Here is a 15,940-nt window from a genome sequence, read left to right on the forward strand (position 1 = left end):
AGGCCTGTACTCAGATCGTCAGGTCAGGCCGCGAGTGATCAGAGTTGGGTCGCCGTGGCCTTCCACTGCAGCCAGTTCGGCATTGGATAACCACTCTTCGGGGGACTTGCCCAGAGCACTGGCACAGGCAGTCAGGGTGTGGCCCCAGGAGCAGCGGTTGGCAAACAGCATGCCGGCTTCGTTCAGCGTACCGCCCTGGTTAATATAACCCAGCACTCTGCTATGGCGCGGGTCTGGGAATAGTGGGTGCATGTGCCCACGGAACACTTCCGGTCGCATGTGAGTTAGCGCGACTCTCCGCTGCAGCCGATTCGGGAACAGGCGCGCCCGCTCAAACTCCGATATACAGACTTCTGACTCCAAGGTGTCCCTTGGCTCGCGAAAACGCCCGGGTTCCTGCAAATAAACAAGTCGAAACGACGTACCGGTTTCGCGCAAGCGATCGCAAGCGCGGATAGCCTCAGACAGCTGGTAGGCGCCGTTGGCGATCAGCAGTATCGGCTCGCCCCCGGATGAGTCTTCGTCCACAACCAAGGCACCGTTGCGGGCAAGATTTTCTGCTTCGCTGGTGTCGAAAACGCAAGGCCTTTCACGCTTTGGAATCACCATACAGCTGATCGTTCCTCGGTTATTGAAAACGGAGGGAAGAACCGCGAGGGCACTGTTGTAATCGGCGGGAAAGATAACCCGAGACACGTCGTTCATCTCACCCAACAAACTTTCACAGAACGTGGTGTCCTGGTGGGATTGTTCATTCTTGCCGTTCTCCCAGGTATGGGAGGTGGCGATAATCGGCAGGCCAAGCCAGCGGGCAGGGCGGCCAACGGCTTTTTGATGTCGCGCAAAAATCAGTTCTTGCCGGATGGCGCCAAGCATTTTCACGCAGAAAGCTTCGTAGCTCGCAACTAGATTGAGCCCGCCTTTGTTAGCAAGGCAGGCGGAAACGACCGCTTCCTCGTTGAGTACTGTGATGATTTTTCCGTGTACCGACTCCGATGCGCTTTCGGGGTCGTTTACGCGATGCTTGAGATCTTCCAGAACCCCGGTCAGGCGATTACTGGCAAGCTCGTCTGGGTTGCCCACCCGTGCCCTTAGTTCAGGGTTTTGCGTAACCAGAGCCCGGAAGAAGTTGTCCACCGCCAGCATCGGGGAAACCTGGTCGTGACGGGTAGCGATGGATGGAATGACAAGCTCTGGCGGGTTGCGTGTTGCCAGCGGATGGTCACGCTCCAAAGGCCGGGCCTGATGTTCGTGTTCTTTTAAGCGCAGCACACTGTTTGCAAGCTCATCCGGCGCAACCCAGAGGCGGGATGCGTGTTCCTGAAACAGTTCCCGGGCATGGGTGTCCATACGCGGGTTGCCCGGTAAAGGCAGGTTGTGCGCGGCGTTAAGGCCTGCGCCATAGAAGCCAAAGCCTTTCACTGTTTCGGCAATGCCGTAGGGAATACGCACGGGGTAATCCAGCTCACCTTCCAGCGCACGATCGCCCTGATGCTGCAATGAATGCTCCATTTCTGCCATGGCACAGACAAATGCGGCCGGATCGCGGCCATCAAACCGGAACGGATCAAAACCCTGAGCGGTCAAGCGCGCCTCGAACCGTTCAAGTCCTTCGCGGGTGCCTAGTTCAGTGCGTTGTTCAATACGGCGACCGTTGGCGATCATTACTGGCGTAACCAGTCCGCAGTCTTTTGCCCGCCACCAGCGCGGAATCCAGTCACTGCCACGCTGTTCTTCGGCGGCGCCGTCGGAAAGAAACGCCACCAGCGACTCACCGGGAAGTGGCATATGCGCATACTGAAGCTCGGCAAAGCCAAGATAACCGCCTTCAATAATGCCGCCCGCTGTGTAAGGGTTAACGTGACTGCCCAGTGGCGCGGCCATGCTGCCATCGGGTTTTTGCTGGTAGCTGTAAAAATCGGCTACCATCCGCGATAGCCCTTCTGCTCCGGTGTAACGTTCATGCTGTTCCGGGAGCAGGTTGTCGGTTAGCACGTTAAGTGCATCTATGGCAGCCACGCAATGCCCCTGACCCATTAGCCAGCTTCGGGTTTTCCCGGTCAGGTTATTGAGTGCCAGGTAAGCCGCGTATGCAGGTACCATGTTTAAGGCGCCGCCGGTATGGCCTTCGGGATTACGCTTGAAATCCCGTGCTGCAAGAGGGGCGCCGGAGCTGTCAACGCGATTTGCATAGGTCATATGCACAACCAGCCAAAGGCCTGCGCTGGTGAGTCGATCTAGATCGGCAAGCTTGCGATAGACCGTGGCGGCATCGGGATGATGACCGGCGGCAACCAGGCGCGAAGCGAGAACCTGTACTTGGTTGCAAGTTGTTTCGGTATGCTGGATCACGCCATAACCTTGGCGCCAGAGTTCGTACTCGGGGCAATCCGCTGATGGCGGAGTGGGTAATGACATGGCGTGCCTCCACGGCTTAATTGTTTCGAAAGATTGTAGGATATACTTACACCACACAGCTTGATGCAGGTCAGTAAGCTAGGTAGCTGAAGATAACTATAGCTTGTGAACGCTTTTTAAGGAGAGATTGATGACCGATGATAAACGCCGCCGCCATTCCGCCCCCGTGGTGGACGGTATAGGTAAGTCCGCCAGCCGCGCTATGCTGCGGGCCGTCGGCTTTACTGATGAAGATTTTCGCAAACCCCAGGTGGGCATTGCTTCCACCTGGAGTAACTTAACGCCTTGCAACATGCACATTCATGAACTGGCAGAAGCTTCTTCGGCGGGTGCAGATTCGGCCGGTGGCAAGTCGCTGATTTTTAATACCATCACGGTTTCCGACGGCATTGCCAATGGCACTCTGGGCATGAAGTACTCGTTGGTTTCCCGGGAGGTTATCGCGGATTCCATCGAAACCGTAGCAGGTTGCGAGGGCTTTGACGGGTTGGTTGCCATTGGCGGCTGTGACAAGAACATGCCTGGTTGCTTGATGGGTCTGGCTCGGCTGAACCGGCCTTCGGTATTTGTGTATGGCGGCACGATTCTACCCGGTGAAAACCATACAGACATTGTCTCGGTATTTGAGGCGGTAGGCGCCCATGCCCGGGGTGATCTTGATCTGATCGAAGTCAAACAGATTGAGGAAACGGCCATACCCGGTCCGGGCTCTTGTGGCGGGATGTACACGGCCAATACTATGGCATCGGCGATTGAAGCCATGGGCATGAGCCTGCCTGGCAGCTCAGCGCAGAACGCGGTTTCTAACAACAAGCTGGACGACTGTCGCGCCGCTGGTGCAGCGGTTATGAACCTCTTGGAGAAGGACATTAAGCCCTCCGATATCATGACCCGTGAGGCCTTTGAAAATGCCATTACGGTCGTGATAGCGCTCGGCGGCTCAACCAACGCGGTTCTGCACCTGCTGGCAATGGCCAGTACAGTAGATGTTGAGCTCAGCCTTGAGGACTTTGTCGAAATTGGTAAGCGCGTACCCGTGCTGGCGGACTTGCGCCCAAGTGGGCATTACATGATGTCGGAACTGGTGGCCATTGGTGGTATTCAGCCGCTGATGAAGATGCTGCTGGAGCGGGGGCTTCTACATGGGGATTGCCTGACCGTGACCGGACAGTCGCTGGCTGAAAACCTGGCATCTGTTGAACCCTATCCTGAGGCCCAGGATATTATTCGCGCGTTTGATAATCCTGTGAAAGCGGACAGCCATTTGCGTATTCTTTATGGCAACCTGGCTCCTGAAGGCTCGGTGGCCAAGATTACCGGCAAGGAAGGCACTCATTTTTCCGGTCGTGCTCGGGTATTCCATTCAGAAGAGGAAGCCCAAGAACGGATTATGGACGGCACCGTTGTTGCCGGTGATGTGCTGGTTATCCGCTACGAAGGCCCCAAAGGTGGCCCGGGTATGCGTGAAATGCTGACGCCTACATCGGCGATTATGGGCAAGGGCCTAGGCAATGATGTGGCACTGATTACTGACGGGCGTTTTTCTGGCGGTAGCCACGGGTTTGTGGTTGGGCACATTGCACCAGAAGCCGCAGAGGGTGGCCCCATTGCGCTGGTTGAAGATGGCGATACAATTACCATTGATGCCGTTGCCAACAGCATGGAACTGGATGTGTCTGATGAAGAGCTGGAGCGTCGGCGGAAAGCATGGGTTGCACCTCAGCCACGCTTTACTCGAGGTGTGCTGGCAAAATACGCCCGCACCGTGAGCTCTGCATCCACTGGCGCGGTTACCGATCTGCCTTAGGGCGCCGGTACAGCAACAATAGAGTCTGATAAATGCATAGAACGAACCTAGCGCGAATGATGATTTGGCTGATGCTTTGCCTGCCACTGGCAGTGCACGCGCATCAGAAAAGCCCCAGTAATGCGGGTGCTCAGGGCCCGAACCTGGCATCCGTTAATGCAGCCGTGGCCGTGGCCGGCAGCAATGCTTTGTTGTTTGCCAAAAATGCCGATCGTTCGGTGCCCATAGCGTCTGTTACCAAAGTAATGACGGCATTGGTGGTGCTTGAATCTGGTGTGCCGCTGAATGACTGGTTGGTATTCCAGAAGCGGCATACGCCTGCAGCAGCTAATGCGTACACCCGCATCCGAGTCGGGTCGGAGATGCGCCGTGCCGACGTGCTGCGTATTGCCCTGATGTCGTCAGAGAACTTTGCCGCCTACACACTGGCCCGGAGTCACCCGGGAGGGTTTGAGGGATTTATCGATGCCATGAACGCTAAGGCAAAAGCACTAGGTATGACAGGCACTCAGTTTGTAGACCCCACGGGATTGTCGGTGGAAAATCTTTCAACCGCTGGGGACTTGGTACGGCTGGTTAATGCCGCTGCGAAGTACCCGGAGATTCGCGAGTACACGACAACCGAGTATTTCCGAGGTCAGTTCCGACAGCCCCGTTACAGCTTATCCTTCGGCAACACCAACGCTTTAGTACACCGTGAAAGCTGGGGTGTGGGGTTGAGTAAAACCGGCTATTTGTCTGACGCGGGGCGTTGCTTGGTTATGATTTCCAAGATGAACGGCAAGCGGGTGGTTACGGTGCTTCTGGATTCGCTGGGCACCCGATCGCCCATGGGGGATGCTGGGCGCATCAAACGTTGGTTAGATACCGGCGCCAGTGGCCAGGTGGCGAAAGCGGCGCGGGCATACGCGCAGGAAAAAAACGCGTCTTATAACTCTGCGGCTCACAGCACCACAGCCGCTTTGAATTAAGATGCACGCTGAAGTGCGTGCAGAAGCTGAACAAGGCAGGAACCTCATGGTTCGGATCTTTACCACGGGCGGCACAATAGACAAGGTGTATTTTGACGCCAACAGCGAATTTGAAATCGGTGAGTCTCTGGTGCCGGAACTGCTTGCAGAATCTAATATCTATAAAGGCTACCGTCTGCAGGGATTGTTGCGCAAAGACAGCCTTGAGATGACCGATGAGGATCGCGCGCTGGTGCTTGAAGCCGTCACAGGTAGTGGCAGTGATCGCATACTGATCACGCACGGCACAGACACGATGGCGGAAACGGCTTCGGTGCTGTCGGATCTAAGGCACAAAACAATTGTTCTTACGGGGGCCATGCAGCCTGCCCGGATGCGCCGTAGCGATGCGGTGTTTAACATAGGTTTTGCCTGGGCGGCGGTGCAGCTTTTGCCGCCCGGAGTATACATAGCGATGAACGGCGAAGTGTTCGAGGCAGGTGCCGTGCGCAAAAACCTGAAAGCCCAACGTTTCGAACGGACCTGAGCGCTACTGAACTCAGCCTATCGAAGCGATTTCCTGCTCTGTCAGCTCCCGGTATGCGCCTGGCTCCAGTGTCGGGTCGAGCATAATGTCGCCAATGCTTTGCCTATGCAGAGCTTCCACATGATTGCCCGCCGCTGCCAGCATGCGCTTGACCTGATGATAGCGCCCCTCTGAAATCGTTAGTTCAATCAGCTGCTGCTCCAGAACCTTCACCTGCGCCGGCTTCGTGGGCTTTGGGTCGTGGTGAAGTATTACGCCTGTTTCTAGGGCCTCGATGGTTGATTCTAAAATAGGCGTGCTCAAATTCACCCGATAGGTTTTCGGGCATTCTACTCTGGGGGAAGCAACCCTGTGGGACCATTGGCCGTCGGTTGTTAGCAACAGTAAACCGGTGGTGTCGGCGTCTAGCCGCCCTACGATATGAAGATTGCGGGTTAGCTCGATTAGCTCAGCGGGTAGAAGCTCTAACGCTGTTGGGTGCTCGCTGTCAAGGGTCGCACTCACAACGCCTGCAGGCTTATTGAGCATGAGATAACGCTCACCCTGCAGAGCTAGCTGTTTTCCGTTCAGCAGAACCTGGGCGCCGGCTGGGATGTGTTTACCGGTATCCTTCCAAACCTCACCGTTAACTGTGACGCTACTAGCATGTATCGCGCGCCTAGCCTCTTTGCGTGAAAGCGGTGAGCTGGTGGAAATAAACTGATCAAGGCGCATGGTTTTAACATTCCTCGCCGGGGGCCGGCGTTGCAAGGCTGGCAAGGCACAGCACCGGAATGGCACCGGTCGTGCGACCCCAGAGTAGTGGCAGTGCGCCGGTATTCATGGCAGGCCGTGGCGCTCGCTCGCCATCAGCGGGTGTAAGGGTACCATCTCGGTCATGGGCCAGCACAAAAGAAAAAGGATGCGCGCCTGGGATGCCCAAGCGAACGTCAGTTGCGGTGATTTCGCCATTGGCTCGTCTGTAGTCGAGAAAGCCCCGGGTAAACCGTTCCAGGCGACGGGTTTCGGACAATTGCGAGACGGCGCTCGCCAGCTCCGGTTGGCGGGGGAAGTATTCAAGCGTTAAAGGGGTGTCGCCATCCAAAAAGCCGGTAACAATTTCAACCCGCTGTTGGTGGGTTATGGCAGTGGCGCGCCAGAGTACCGTGTTGAAGGGCATAGGCTGCACGAGTAATTCAGCGCCAGCGAAGCCGGCTTTTGCGAGAGCTGGTTGCACACGCTCGGTAATCATCTGCTGAGCTACAAAAGACCAGCCGAGATACGCAGTGGACAGCAGCAGGCCAGCCGTTATCGCGCGCAAGGCTGGAGGGCGCAATAGAAAGGCAATACAACCGGCAAGCAAGGGCAAAGTATAAAGCGGGTCGATAATGAAGATGCTGCTGATGGCAAGCGGTCGGCCAAAAGGCCAGAAAAGCTGGGTGCCGTAGGTAGTAAACGTGTCTAAAAGAGGGTGCGTCATCAACACTAGAGCGGTTAGTAATAACCAACGCGAGAACCCCAGCTCAGGTTTCCAGCGCCAGAGTAAAGCCGCCAATAGCAGTGATAGAGGTGCAAGCACGAACAAAGAATGGCTGAAACCGCGATGTTGAGTAAAGTTCGCGACCGCTGTTCCGTAATCAATAAGCACGTCAAGATCAGGAAGTGTGGCCAGCAGCGCGCCAATGAGAAGAATCGGCCGCCCGAGCGCTTTTCCCGCCAGAGCCCCGGCTATTGAGGCGCCAAGGGCCGCCTGAGTGATTGAGTCCATAAATTTCGTATGCGTTTAGAGAGCGTCTGGCCCGGAGTTTTCAGCCTTTGATATGTAAACAAAGCATACAGAGATCAAGGGGTAATTACTTTAAGCCCATCAAGCAATTCCTGGTTTGGATAACCATCGGCGATCAACCCCTCGTCGCTTTGATACTTCCTAATAGCGGAGCGGGTTGCGGGCCCGGTAATACCGTCTGGCTTGCCAGCATCGTACCCGCGCTCATTGAGAGTGGTTTGAAGTTCAAGAACCGTGTCTCTTGAGAGTGAGGGGGTATCTACCGGTGGCGGGTTCTGGAGCGTTCCTGCGCCGGCGATACGGTCGGCCAGGTGGCCTACGGCAATGGCGTAAAACTCAGAGCGGTTCCAGCCCATGATGACTTCAAAGTTGTGATAAGCCAGAAAGGCTGGCCCGCGATGGCCCGCGGGAATAATCAATGCCGCGGGGATAGCCTCTTGGGCGAGGGGCCTGCCGAATGCGTCGGTAATACCTAGCTCCCGCCATTTGCTCAGTTCAATGCGGCGGCCATCGGCAAGGGAATAGTCAAAGTTCTCTGGCAGCAGCACTTCCCGGCCCCAACGATAATCCCCGTCCCAGTTCATGGACTGCAGAAAGCGCCCGGCAGACATCATGGCGTCTGGCAGACTGTTCCACAGGTCACGGCGCCCGTCGCCGTCTGCGTCTACGGCGTGCTTCAAAAATACTGTGGGCATGAACTGAACGTGGCCCATGGCTCCGGCCCAGGACCCTTCCATTTGTTCTACGGGAATGGCGCCTTCATCAATAATGCGCAAGGCGGCAATCAGCTGTTCCGTAAAGAACGTGCTGCGCCGGGCATCGCAAGCTAGGGTTGTTAGGGAATCTGGTACCGACATTTTCCCGAAATAGCTGCCGAAGTTGGTTTCTAGGCCCCAAAAAGCGACTAGATAAGGTGCGGGCACGCCGGTTGCCTCGGTCACCCGTTCCAGCAGTGCGCTGTGTTCCTTGATCAGCTCACGGCCTTTGTTCACCCTGTCGTCGTTAACCCGACGGTTCAGGTAGTCTGCAAATGTGGTGGTGAACTCGGGCTGTTTACGGTCCAACTCGATCACCCGGTCTAAACGCACGACCCCCGTCATGACGTCCTTGGCCGTTTTAGCGCTCACCCCGGCTGCGATGGCTTTTTCCTGCAGCTGCAGCTTGCACTCCTCAAAGCCTTCGGGTGCTTCCGGTAGCGCGTCACTCTCTGCCATGGCAGGCAACGCGGAAGTGGCCAAAAAGGCAGATACACAGAAACGGCACGTTATATGGCGGTTGGGCAGAATCCTTGCAAGCTTAGTTAGCACGCGAAACCTCGGTCTAGGTAAAAGATGTGGGCAACTAGGCCCATGGTAGCGTGTTTTCTGGCCGGTGGAACACTTTGCAGGGCCACCGGGGGTGACAGTTCTTTAACCTCTTGGCTCCAGAACTTTCTGCAACGCTGAAAGCGCTGGTGGTTGATGACGCCAGTTTTGTAAGGGACCTAATTAAGCGGACGATACGCCAGCGCTTCCCGGTGATAGAAACCACCGAAGCTCAAAATGGTCGTAGGGCGCAGTCGCTCATGTCCCGGACGAACTTTGACCTGATTTTATGTGACTGGGAAATGCCCGAAATGTCCGGCCTTGAGTTGCTGCAATTGATGCGCCAGCAGCCTCAGCGCCGCTACTGGGGAGTCGACAACCGGCTGCGGCAAACGCTAAATCCCACCCGTATCCCGAAAGTTTACTCTGCCGGCACTGCCACTAGCAGGTGTGCCGGGAAGTGGCAGATAAATTCGCTGCCTTCACCTAGACTGCTGCGTATCTCTAAGCGGCCATCGTGATTGAGCAGCACGTGCTTAACGATAGCCAACCCCAGCCCGGTGCCCCCTGTATCTTTATGCCGACTGGGGTCAGCGCGATAGAAACGTTCCGTCAGCCTGGGAATATGAACCTGATCGATACCGGCGCCAGTATCTTTTACTGAGAGGTGTCCACCCTCACGATTGGTAAACCAGGATACGGTGATCCGGCCTCGGGCGGGCGTGTATTTAACAGCGTTGAATACCAAGTTGGAAAAGGCACTGCGCAGCTGGTTTTCATTGCCCTTGAGTAGATTTGGATCGGCTGCTTCGAAGATGATTTCATGCTTGTCTTCGCCGCTTAGTGTTCGGGCGTCCTCGCAGATCTGCCGGATCAACCTACCTACGTCTGTTGGCGTGTCGTTTTCTTCCTGCTCAGCGGTTTCAATTTGGGATAGCAAAATGAGATCGGTAATCAGTGTCTCCATGCGAAAAGACTGGGTTGCCATGGTCTTGATGGCTCGCCGCCATTTGGCAGGCAGGTCATCCGCGTTATCTACCAGGGTCTCCAGATAACCGCTGATCACGGTCAGCGGGGTTCGCATTTCATGGGAAACGTTACTGACGAAATCCCGGCGCATCTGCTCCAGCTGATGCAGGCGCGAGACGTCCTTGGCTAAGATGAGGCGGTCATCCTCCCCGAACAGGCTGATCTGGATCTGCAGATGTATGTGGGGTTTGGCAGGTGAATTCAGCTCCAGGGGTTCGCGGTAGTCTTTCGCATCAAAGTAGGATTTGAAGACCGGTGTGCGAATGAGATTGTAGATGTACTGCCCCTGATCCGTGCTACGGCGAAACCCCAGCAGGTGCTCCGCAGAACCGTTCCACCACTCCATGGCGCCGCGGGCGTCGGTCATGATAACGCCATCGCGCATGGCATTGGTGGATTCCTGTATGCGGTCGATTCTTGCCCGTAAACGATCCCGGGTTTGCAAGTGGTTCTGATTGAGTTTATGCAACGTTTCAAAAAGGTCGCCCCATATGCCCAGGCTCTGGGGTGCTTCATCAGTGGCATTCGGATTTGCCAGCCATAGCGCCAGCCGCCGGGTTTGATAGAGCGTCCACAGCAGATAAATCCCCAAGCCAGTGGTCAGCCCGTAGGCCGGATACCCTAGATACAGGCCAGCAAGGGTTGTGCCCGCAAGGCCAGCAAGCGTGTAGCGCAAGTGTCGCGACCAGTTTTGCTGCATGAAAGGTTGCCTTGTATTGCTCTTGTGTTTTGGGCCGGCCTATCAGGCGGGCTGGGTAGAGAACCGGTAGCCTGCGCCTCTTACGGTCTGTATCAGATAATCGTGGCGATCCCCCAGGGCTTTGCGCAGCCTCCGGATGTGCACATCAACGGTGCGTTCTTCAACGTAAACGTTGCCGCCCCACACCTGATCCAGAAGCTGGGAGCGTGTATACACCCTTTCCTGATGTGTCATAAAAAATTGCAGCAGGCGGTACTCTGTAGGCCCTATGCTCAGGGAACTATCGTCTGTTGTGACGCGATGGCTTGAAGGGTCCAGTGTTAGACCGTCTACATCAATGGGGCTGTCGATGCCGGGAGGCGTTGCCCGACGAAGTACGGCCTTCAGGCGGGCGACAAGTTCTCTGGGGCTGAAAGGTTTGGTGATGTAATCATCCGCGCCCACTTCCAGACCGCGGATTTTATTGTCTTCCTCGACTTTGGCGGTAAGCATGATGATGGGAATATCTGCGGTGGTCTCTTCTTTCTTCAGGCGTCTGGCGAGCTCTATGCCGCTGGTGCCGGGCAGCATCCAGTCCAGTAGTATGATATCCGGCTGCCTGTCGATAATCAGGGCGTGGGCTTCGCGCGCGTCTGCGGCTTCTATGCACTCATAATCGGCCATTTCCAGTGCAACGGCGATCATTTCGCGGATGGCGGGTTCGTCGTCGACAATCAGGACGGTTTTTCCAGTCATAATCTATAACCTGTTTCAGACCTTGATGTATTACAAACCCATTACAGCGCCTGAGTGTTACAACTATGTGACAGGCCTTCTTAAGAGACAATCAGGTCGATGACCAGGCCCGTAAAAACGGCAAACCCCGCCCAGTTGTTGTTTAGGAATGCTTTAAAGCAACCGGCGCGCTCGCGATCTTTGGCCAAGTACTGTTGGTAGATAAACAGGCAGGCCATGGCAACCAAACCAAGGTAGTAGAAGGTACCCAGTTCACAGCGGTGGCCAATAATGATGAGGATGAGCACCACCATGGCTTGTAGTGCGCCAGTGATGGCTCGATCTGCATCGCCGAAGAGGATGGCTGTGGATTTAATGCCTACCTTTGCGTCGTCGTCTCGATCAACCATGGCATACAGAGTGTCGTAAGCCACGGTCCAGAGCACGTTGGCGGTGAATAATAGCCAAGTGATTTGGCTGAGTTCGCCGGCTTCGGCGGCCCATGCCATGGGGATGGCCCAGGAGAAGGCGGCACCTAGGAATAGTTGAGGCAGGTGGGTGTAGCGTTTGGTAAAGGGATAAATGAACGCCAGCACAGCACCGCCAAAGGACAGGTAGAGCGTAAGAGTGTTGGTAAATAGCACGACCATCAGAAAGGAAACCATACAAAGCCCACCAAACAGGGCGACTGCTTCCCAGGCCTTCACCCGACCGGTGGTCAGCGGGCGGTCTTTGGTGCGTTCTACGTGCTTGTCCCAATGCCTGTCGGCGAAGTCGTTAATGGCGCAACCGGCGGCGCGCATGAAGAAAACACCCAGAGTGAAGACAATGATGTTGCCAATGCCTGGGCTGCCGTCACCTGCAAGCCAGAGAGCCCAGTAGGTAGGCCAGAGCAAGAGCAATGTGCCAATAGGGCGGTCGATGCGCAGCAGTTGTGCGTAATCAGTAAGTCGGCTCCGTATGTGGTCTGGCAAGGCAACAGGCAGCATGGATCCATCCGTTTGGGGTATTTGGAAAGAAATCAGTTTTTTTGGTAAAGAACCGGAAGCAGGTATTCACCCACCAGTAGAGCGCTCTTTTTGTTGCTAAACAAGGAGCGTCGTGCAATTTCAGGCACGCTGGCTTTCGATGATTCACCGCGCGGGTGATTGCAAAGCCCGGTTTCAAGCGAGCCGCGCTGCCATCCTCGGCTACTGAACAGGAAGGCGCCCAAGGGTTTGCTGCCAAGATGCAGAAGCCGCCGGCCTTCACCCGTTAGGCAGGCAAGGGGAATAACGGTGCGCGCGAGCACCCAGGGCTCGCCGTCGCCGCAAAGGCGTACTTCACGGATCCATGCTTTTTGGCGCGGGGGGATTCTGAGGCGCCTGGCTTCTTCAAGGGTCGGCGCGGCAAACCCTTCCCGCTGGATCTCTACATGAAACGAGCTTGTGCACTGTTTTTGCAGCGCCCGTGTAAAGGAGCCTTCTACCTGCAGCCAGCAGCGGGCCTGGCCGTGAACATCCGGGTTGCGGAGGCCGGCCGCGGCAAGAGATTGGTACCAGTCGGTTGGCGGGATGATCAGGCTGGGGTTATCTGCTCGGGTATCGATGTCAGAGACCTTTGACGGCATAAATCCCGGGAGCGTTGCGCCAATAACCTTTGTAATCCATGCCGTAACCAAACAGGAAGCGGTCTTCTACATCCAAACCGGTAAAATCTGCCTTGAGATCCGGGTGGGCCTTGCGATCATGTTGTTTATCGACCAGCACGGCTGTCAGCACCTGTTTTGCACCATGGGCCCGGCAATAATCTGCGATAGCACACAGGGTTGTGCCTTCGTCAAGAATGTCTTCAATAATCAGCACGATGCGGTCTTTCATATCGGCGTCGGGTTGGAGCTTCCACTCAAGAATACCGCCAGTGGTTTCCTGCCGGTAGCGTGTTGCGTGAAGGTATTCTGCTTGCACCGGAAACGTGAGCCGGGGCAGAAGCTGGCCGGTAAAGATCAGTCCGCCGTTCATTACACAAAACAGCAGAGGGTTGCTGTCTTTAAGGCGGCCGGTAATGTCGGCGGCAAGCTTGCGAATGGCAGTCTGTACCTGTTGCTCATCAACCAGGCAATCAGCTTCGGCCATAACCTGATTCATTTCAGCGACGGTATCGGTCATAACGGTCGGTCCTGTCGTAAAAGCGGCGATTATACCGGAGAGCGCTGGCGGAGGGGAGGGGGTGCATCACCTACAATTGGCAGAAAAACTTAGGCAAGGCGTCTGCACCGGCATTGGTCAATCCCTATGTGCCGGGTATCATTGCGCTGCAACGCTCGCAAATGAGCCGCATGGCAGATTATAAGGTTTGTCGATGCAAAAAGTACTTGTTGAGGTATTGTTAGACAATTAACATTGCGGCCACAAATGTGTGGTGGAGAGATCGTTTATGAAGAAGTGGCAGTGCGTGGTATGTGGCTTGGTTTACGATGAAGCGGAAGGCTGGCCAGAGGATGGTATTGAGCCAGGTACTGAATGGGACGATGTACCCGAGGACTGGGTCTGCCCCGACTGTGGTGTGGGCAAGGAAGATTTTGAAATGATCGAAATCAGCTAAACCCGAACGGAGCATGGTTATGACAGAGCAGACCCCCATCGTTATTGTCGGAACAGGTTTGGCGGGCTATTCCCTGGCACGGGAAATCCGTAAGCGGGATAAGGAAGCCCGGATTGTCATGGTGACCGCGGATGATGGCGTTAGCTACTCCAAGCCCATGCTGTCTACGGGTTTCACCAAAGGCAAGGATGCGGAAGGCCTGGCCCAAGCGGCTACTGAAGCCATGGCAGAGCAACTGAACCTGGAGTTACGCACTTATACAACGGTGACCGGTATAGACACGGCCGGCCACAGGTTATTGCTGGGTGACCATAGTCTGTCCTACAGCAAACTGGTGCTTGCCTGGGGCGCGGATGTCGTTCGCCTGACCATACCGGGCGATGGCCAGGAGTGGGTCTTTCCTATTAACGATCTGGGGGATTACCGAGCGTTTCGCAAGGCGCTGAAGCCGGGAAGTCGTGTGGCTATTATGGGAGCTGGGCTGATTGGTTGTGAGTTTGCGAACGACCTGCGTAACGGCGATTACGAGGTGGAGGTTATTGCCCCATCTGACGCCGTGATGCCGAGCCTGCTGCCACCAGTCGCCGCCAATGCTGTGCAGGCAGAGCTGGAATCACTGGGTGTGCGCTTTCATCTGGAAACCGTGGTTGAGCGAATTGAGCCAGCAGACGCTGGCGTAACGCTATTCTTGGCCAATGGTGAAAAACTGAAGGCGGATATTGTGGTTTCCGCTGTGGGTCTGCGGCCGCGCACGGAACTGGCTCGCGCGGCAGATCTTGATGTAGGCCGGGGCATCACGGTCAACCGGGCACTCGAAACATCGGCGCAGGATGTCTATGCGCTAGGTGATTGTGCCGAGGTGGATGGCCATGTACTGCTTTATGTTTTGCCTTTGATGGCCTGCTCTCGTGCTCTGGCGAAAACCCTTACGGGTGAGCGCACAGAAGTGAGCTACGGCACTATGCCAGTGATGATTAAAACACCCTGCTGCCCGGCTGCTGTTTGTCCGCCTCCACCCGATGCTCAGGGGAGCTGGGAAACTGAGCAGGATGGCTCCCATGTAAAAACCCTGTTCAAAAACGCGGATGGCGATGTGTTGGGTTTTGCGGTTACCGGCCGGTTTGCAATAGAAAAGCAGGCACTGTCCAAAGTCGTACCGCCTATTCACTCTTGAATACCCTGCCTCCTAAAGGCACATTTCGTTGCGAAAACTCCCCGCTTGAGGTAGAAACTACTTCGCGAGCTAACGAATCAACAGGAGCAGGCATGCTTGAGATTACAAAAAAATTGGTGGAACTGCTGTATTTGACTCCCGCTGGCGAGGATCACTATCGGGGCGACAGTCAGGATCTCGGGTTTCCCCACGTATTTGGAGGACAGGTCCTTGGGCAGGCGCTGATGGCTGCCAGCCACACCGTTGAAGGCCGCCTCTGCCACTCTATGCATGCCTATTTTCTGCGCCCGGGCAACAAGCATATGCCTATCGATTACGAGGTTCAGCGGGTGCGTGATGGGCGCAGCTTTGCGGTTCGGCGGGTTATTGCTCGCCAAGATGGTAAGGAAATTCTGACCGGCTCTATGTCGTTTCATGCCGCTGAGGAGGGTTTCGAGCATCAGGCTGAGATGCCCGATGCACCAAGCCCTGAAACCCTGCGCTCTGAGCAGGAGTGGGGCAAGATGATGGCATCCCAGGCGCCAGAGCATTTACGGGAAATCATGACTCGCGACCGGCCTATCGAGATCCGCCCGGTGAATCCAGTAAACCCGTTTCAGCCGGAAAAGCGCCCACCACACAAGCAGAGCTGGATTCGTGCTTTGGGCCCGCTGCCTGATGACCCGGTTCTACACCGCTGCTTGCTTACCTACGCATCAGACTTCTCGTTTTTGGGGACATCTCTTAAACCCCACGGTGTAACTTTTATGAATAAGGATCTGCAGATCGCAAGCCTGGATCATGCGATTTGGTTCCATCGGAATTTCCGCATGGAGGACTGGCTGCTTTACGACAAAGACAGCCCAAGTGCTTCCTCTGGCCGCGGCTTTAACCGCGGTAACTTTTTTACTCAGAGTGGGGTTCTTGTAGCTTCTACAACCCAGGAGGCGTTGATTCGTCAGCGCTGATA

The 15,940-nt window shown here is 55.7% G+C and carries 15 protein-coding genes and 1 pseudogene; 7 read left to right on the forward strand and 9 right to left on the reverse strand.

Features of this window, described 5'->3' with window-relative positions; all coding sequences use genetic code 11:
* Nucleotides 1-18: 18 nt before the first annotated feature.
* On the reverse strand, nt 19-2,418 hold the full coding sequence (locus CPH80_RS17010; protein ID WP_096279684.1) for a xylulose 5-phosphate 3-epimerase: 2,400 nt from the start codon (nt 2,416-2,418) through the stop codon (nt 19-21).
* A 130-nt stretch (nt 2,419-2,548) separates the two neighbouring features.
* On the opposite strand from CPH80_RS17010, the gene ilvD reads away from it, so the two are divergent.
* Genes ilvD through CPH80_RS17025 form a run of 3 tightly spaced genes read left to right on the forward strand, consistent with a single transcriptional unit; the run spans nt 2,549 to nt 5,722 of the window.
* Complete coding sequence (gene ilvD / locus CPH80_RS17015; RefSeq protein ID WP_096279686.1) at nt 2,549-4,225, forward strand: dihydroxy-acid dehydratase; 1,677 nt, start codon at nt 2,549-2,551, stop codon at nt 4,223-4,225.
* 32 nt (nt 4,226-4,257) lie between these two features.
* A complete protein-coding gene (pbpG, locus tag CPH80_RS17020) occupies nt 4,258-5,196 on the forward strand; it encodes a D-alanyl-D-alanine endopeptidase (RefSeq protein WP_227520230.1) in 939 nt (312 codons plus the stop codon).
* A gap of 46 nt (nt 5,197-5,242) precedes the next feature.
* Nucleotides 5,243-5,722 carry an asparaginase domain-containing protein gene (locus tag CPH80_RS17025; RefSeq protein ID WP_096281728.1) on the forward strand — a complete coding sequence of 160 codons (480 nt, stop codon included), beginning with the start codon at nt 5,243-5,245 and terminating at the stop codon, nt 5,720-5,722.
* 12 nt (nt 5,723-5,734) lie between these two features.
* On the opposite strand, the gene CPH80_RS17030 is transcribed toward CPH80_RS17025, so the two are convergent.
* From CPH80_RS17030 to CPH80_RS17040, 3 genes are all read right to left on the reverse strand, one after another.
* The gene (locus CPH80_RS17030; RefSeq protein ID WP_096279690.1) at nt 5,735-6,436 is read right to left on the reverse strand and encodes a pseudouridine synthase; all 702 of its coding nucleotides are present in this window, start codon (nt 6,434-6,436) and stop codon (nt 5,735-5,737) included.
* A 4-nt stretch (nt 6,437-6,440) separates the two neighbouring features.
* Complete coding sequence (locus CPH80_RS17035; RefSeq protein WP_096279692.1) at nt 6,441-7,469, reverse strand: metal-dependent hydrolase; 1,029 nt, start codon at nt 7,467-7,469, stop codon at nt 6,441-6,443.
* Nucleotides 7,470-7,543: 74 nt separating this feature from the next.
* Nucleotides 7,544-8,701, reverse strand: coding sequence for a lytic murein transglycosylase (locus tag CPH80_RS17040; protein ID WP_172898615.1), 1,158 nt, complete (start codon nt 8,699-8,701; stop codon nt 7,544-7,546).
* A gap of 203 nt (nt 8,702-8,904) precedes the next feature.
* Here CPH80_RS17040 and CPH80_RS17045 point away from each other — a divergent pair.
* Nucleotides 8,905-9,147, forward strand: a pseudogene (locus CPH80_RS17045) (response regulator); the annotation flags it as partial.
* Between the two features lie 65 nt (nt 9,148-9,212).
* Here the strand turns inward: CPH80_RS17045 and phoR are convergent.
* The 5 genes from phoR to CPH80_RS17070 all read right to left on the reverse strand — a co-directional run bounded on the left by phoR (nt 9,213) and on the right by CPH80_RS17070 (nt 13,381).
* The gene (gene phoR, locus CPH80_RS17050) at nt 9,213-10,520 is read right to left on the reverse strand and encodes a phosphate regulon sensor histidine kinase PhoR (protein ID WP_096279696.1); all 1,308 of its coding nucleotides are present in this window, start codon (nt 10,518-10,520) and stop codon (nt 9,213-9,215) included.
* A gap of 42 nt (nt 10,521-10,562) precedes the next feature.
* Complete coding sequence (gene phoB, locus CPH80_RS17055) at nt 10,563-11,255, reverse strand: phosphate regulon transcriptional regulator PhoB (protein ID WP_096279698.1); 693 nt, start codon at nt 11,253-11,255, stop codon at nt 10,563-10,565.
* Between the two features lie 80 nt (nt 11,256-11,335).
* The gene (gene ubiA / locus CPH80_RS17060) at nt 11,336-12,223 is read right to left on the reverse strand and encodes a 4-hydroxybenzoate octaprenyltransferase (protein ID WP_096279700.1); all 888 of its coding nucleotides are present in this window, start codon (nt 12,221-12,223) and stop codon (nt 11,336-11,338) included.
* Between the two features lie 32 nt (nt 12,224-12,255).
* Nucleotides 12,256-12,843 (reverse strand): chorismate--pyruvate lyase family protein, encoded by a 588-nt coding sequence (locus tag CPH80_RS17065; protein WP_096279702.1) that lies wholly within the window; start codon nt 12,841-12,843, stop codon nt 12,256-12,258.
* On the reverse strand, nt 12,824-13,381 hold the full coding sequence (locus tag CPH80_RS17070) for a hypoxanthine-guanine phosphoribosyltransferase (RefSeq protein WP_096279704.1): 558 nt from the start codon (nt 13,379-13,381) through the stop codon (nt 12,824-12,826). Before CPH80_RS17070 ends, CPH80_RS17065 begins: the two co-directional genes overlap by 20 nt.
* A 268-nt stretch (nt 13,382-13,649) precedes the next feature.
* Between CPH80_RS17070 and CPH80_RS17075 the strand changes: the two genes are divergently transcribed.
* From CPH80_RS17075 to tesB, 3 genes are all read left to right on the forward strand, one after another.
* A complete protein-coding gene (locus CPH80_RS17075; protein WP_096279706.1) occupies nt 13,650-13,817 on the forward strand; it encodes a rubredoxin in 168 nt (55 codons plus the stop codon).
* Between the two features lie 19 nt (nt 13,818-13,836).
* Nucleotides 13,837-14,991 carry an FAD-dependent oxidoreductase gene (locus CPH80_RS17080; protein WP_096279708.1) on the forward strand — a complete coding sequence of 385 codons (1,155 nt, stop codon included), beginning with the start codon at nt 13,837-13,839 and terminating at the stop codon, nt 14,989-14,991.
* Nucleotides 14,992-15,083: 92 nt separating this feature from the next.
* Nucleotides 15,084-15,938 carry an acyl-CoA thioesterase II gene (gene tesB, locus CPH80_RS17085; RefSeq protein WP_096279710.1) on the forward strand — a complete coding sequence of 285 codons (855 nt, stop codon included), beginning with the start codon at nt 15,084-15,086 and terminating at the stop codon, nt 15,936-15,938.
* Nucleotides 15,939-15,940: the final 2 nt, after the last annotated feature.

Origin of the sequence: Marinobacter sp. LV10R510-11A (assembly GCF_900215155.1) — a bacterium.
Classification (GTDB): domain Bacteria; phylum Pseudomonadota; class Gammaproteobacteria; order Pseudomonadales; family Oleiphilaceae; genus Marinobacter.